Below are 3,432 nucleotides of genomic sequence, written 5' to 3' on the forward strand. Positions count from 1 at the left end.
CGCCCGTCGAAGGCCGCGCGCAGAAAGCGTGCCGTGTCCCGCACCCGCCGGTACGGCTCGGCGGAGGAGATGCCGTTGATCCGGTCGACGAACGGCGGCCCCGAGGAGCCGATGCCGACGACCACGTCCCCGCGCGCGGCCTCCGCCAGGGTGGCCGCGGTCATCGCGAGCAGCGCGGGTCCTCTGGTGAACGCGGGCACCACCGCCGTGCCCAGGCGCATTCCGGGCGCCCAGGCGGCGGCGAGGGCCAGCGGGGTGAATCCGTCGTGTCCCGCCGCCTCGCCCGTCCACAGGTCGGTGTAGCCCAGGCCGGGCAGTTCGCGCAGCACGGGCGCGTGGTCGGACAGGGGGACGCCGGGCAGCGGAAGGTTGACCCCGTAACGCACGATGACGGGCCTCTGGATCGCCGGGGACGGATGGTCACGGTGAGCCTAGTGAGCGCATCCCGCCCGGTGACCTGGCCGCGGGGCGGGGAAGCGGCCCGTCCGCCGGTACGGTCCGACGGCGGGCCATCCCCGTCCCAGACCCGAAGACCGGCCCGGCCTGGCGCCCGCAGACTGGGGGCAACCGACGGGGTGCCCGCAGGGACGCCCGGCAGAGGGGGAGTCTCCATGAGCAGCAGTGCGCAGGACCCGACCGCCTTCCCGTTCCCGCCCGGCCCGCTGGGCGAGCCGCCCACCGAGCTGTCCGGGCTGCGGTCCGCGTGCCCGGTCAGCCGGGTGACACTGCCCAGCGGCGACGAGGCGTGGGTGGTGAGCGGCTACGACGAGGTGGTCACGGCGCTGACGGACCGCCGGCTGTCCCGGGCCGCGCTGCGCGCACCGGGCGCGCCCCGGATGGTGCAGGGCCCGGACTTCGGCGACAACCCGTACAGCATCTTCAACCTGGACGGCGCCGACCACGCCCGGCTGCGCCGGCTGATCGCGGGCGCGTTCGCTCCGCGCCGGGCCGAGGAACTGCGGGCCCGGGTGCAGGAGATCACGGACGAGCTGATCGACCGGGTGGCGGCGCTGCCCCAACCGGTCGACATCTACCACGAGTTCTGCACCGTGCTGCCGATCTGGGTGGTCTGCGAGATCGTCGGGGCGCCGCTGGCGGACCGCGACCGGATCAAGACCTGGACCGAGACGCTGATGAGCGTCGGAGCCAATGAGCAGCGGCTGGCCACGCGGGAGGCGATGACCGCGTACGTCCGGGAGCTGGTGGCCGCGCGCCGGACCGAGCCCCGGGACGATCTGCTCAGCGCCCTGGTCCAGGCCCGGGACGCCGACGACCGGCTGTCCGAGGCCGAACTGACCTGGCTGGGCGCGGAGTTGCTGCTGGCCGGTCATGACACCACGGTGAACACCATCGGCCGGGGCATCTTCCAGCTGCTGCGGCACCGGGACCAGTGGGAGCTGCTCACCGCCCGCCCGGACGAGCTGACCGAGCCCGCCGTGGAGGAGGTCTTCCGGTACGCCCCGCCGTCCGATGTCGGCCTGCTGCGCGTGGCGTTGGAGGACGTGGAGCTGGCGGGCACCTCGATCGGCAAGGGCGAGGGGGTCATCCCGCTGATGCACGCCTCCTCGCGTGACGAGCGGCAGTTCGCGCAGCCGGAGCGGTTCGACATCACCCGCGCGGACAACCGCCATCTGGTGTTCGGCTACGGCCCCCACCACTGCCCCGGCGCGGGTGTGGCGCGGATGGAACTCCAGGTCGCCTTCGGCACGTTGGCGCGCAGGCTGCCCGGTCTGCGGCTCGCGGTGGACCCGGAGGAGGTCCGGTGGATCGGTGGCCACATCACGCTGCGCACCGAGGGGCTTCCGGTCACTTTCTAAAAGCCCCGCGCCGATTCACGGGACGTCACCGTCGCCCGGATGATCAGGTAGGAACGTGCCCACCACCTCCCGCCCCCTGGCTCTCACGGTCCTGCTCGCCTCCACGTTCATCCAGTTGCTGGACACGACGATCGTCAATGTCGCCGCGCCCGCCATCGGCGCCGACCTGGACGCGGGCAGCGGCCGGCTGGTCCTCGTCTCGGCCGTCTACACCGCCGCTCTCGCCGCGACGCTGCTGCCGGCCGGGCGGTTCGGCCACCGGCACGGTCCCCGGCGGGTGTTCGCCGTCGGTGTCGCGCTGTTCACGCTGGCCTCGGCGGGCTGCGGCCTTGCGCCGACGGTCGACGTGCTCATCGGCATGCGGCTGGTGCAGGGCATCGGCGCCGGGGTGATGGTCCCGCAGGCCCTGTTCGCGATCTCCGCCCTGTGGCAGGGTCCGGCCCACCGCCGCGCCCTCGGCTGGTACGGCGCGACGATGGGCCTGGCCTCGGTGCTCGGCCCGGTGCTGGGCGCGCTGCTCAGCGAGTCGGACGTGGCCGGCATCGGCTGGCGGGCGATCTTCGCGGTCAACGTCCCGGTCGGGGCCGTCGTGCTGGGGGCCCTCCCCCGCTGTGTGCCGGTGCTCGCACGCGATCCGGAGCAGCGGGTGGGCTGGTCGACCGCGGCGGGGCTGGCCGCCGGGGTGCTGGGCCTCGTGCTGGCGATCTCGCTGGCCCGCACCGTCGGGGGCGTCCTGCCCTGGCTGTGCGGGGCGATCGGCGCGGCGGTGGTGGTGTGCGCCCTTGTGCTCCAGGGGCGCAACGGGCGCCCTGTGACCCTGCCGCTGGGGCTGTGGCGCGGGCCGCGCTTTCGTGCGGGGAGCGCGACGGCGGCGGCGTTCTTCCTCGCGGTCACCCCGTTCTTCTTCCTGTTCAGCCAGTGGCTCCAGACGGTCCGGGGGCTCAGCCCGCTGCGCGCCGGGCTGCTCCAGATCCCCTGGGCGGTGGGCGCGATCGCCGGTTCCACCCTCGCGGGGCGCCGGGCCCGCTCCCCCCGGCACAGTGTGTACGCCGCCGCCCTGGTCGCGGCGAGCCTGCTGGTGGTCGCCGTACTGCTCCCCCGGGTCCCGCCGGTCGCGCTGAGCCCCGCGCTCTTCGCGGCGGGGATCGGCTACGGCGCCTTCGTAGCCCGGGTGTTCGCCGACACACTCGACGGAATCCGGCCGGACCTGCGGGGCGCGGCCTCCGGTGCGCTGCCCGCGATCCAGCAGCTGTCCGGGTCGCTGGGCCTGAGCTGCGCGGGCCTGGTCTTCTTCCCGGCCGGACGGCTCGCGGGCACGGTGTACGCGTACAGCCTGCCGTTACTGTGCCTCGCGGTGCTCGCGTCCCTGGCGCTGGTGCGCACCCACACCCGTACCGAGAGCGTCCTTGTCTAGCCGCGCCGATGCTCGTTCCACCGTTTTCCAGCGTACGAACACCCGCCCGTTCGGCCGAAATCATTCGGTGCCGGCGATCATCTCGTCCGCGCCTTCCCCGTCCGTGCTGTCATGACCCGGGACGAACTGCCGGGGGAAGGAACCCAGATGACGGAACGCACCAGCTACGAGCGATCCCTCGAACGAAGCCGCGCGGCTTCG

3 protein-coding genes are annotated in these 3,432 nt (G+C 73.8%); 2 read left to right on the top strand and 1 reads right to left on the bottom strand.

The features are described 5' to 3' along the window. Positions 1-386: LLM class flavin-dependent oxidoreductase (locus tag CCN72_RS34190; RefSeq protein WP_208638176.1), on the bottom strand; the 386-nt coding region annotated here is incomplete at its 3' end. Between the two features lie 225 nt (positions 387-611). Here CCN72_RS34190 and CCN72_RS34195 point away from each other — a divergent pair. Both CCN72_RS34195 and CCN72_RS34200 read left to right on the top strand, forming a co-directional pair. Continuing rightward, positions 612-1,817, top strand: coding sequence for a cytochrome P450 (locus tag CCN72_RS34195; RefSeq protein ID WP_107430237.1), 1,206 nt, complete (start codon positions 612-614; stop codon positions 1,815-1,817). Positions 1,818-1,872: 55 nt separating this feature from the next. Further along, positions 1,873-3,231: an MFS transporter gene (locus CCN72_RS34200; RefSeq protein WP_086812210.1), complete on the top strand. Its 1,359-nt coding sequence runs from the start codon at positions 1,873-1,875 to the stop codon at positions 3,229-3,231. Positions 3,232-3,432 lie beyond the last annotated feature (201 nt).

The sequence above is a fragment of the Streptomyces murinus genome, from assembly GCF_002154555.1.
GTDB lineage: Bacteria > Actinomycetota > Actinomycetes > Streptomycetales > Streptomycetaceae > Streptomyces > Streptomyces murinus.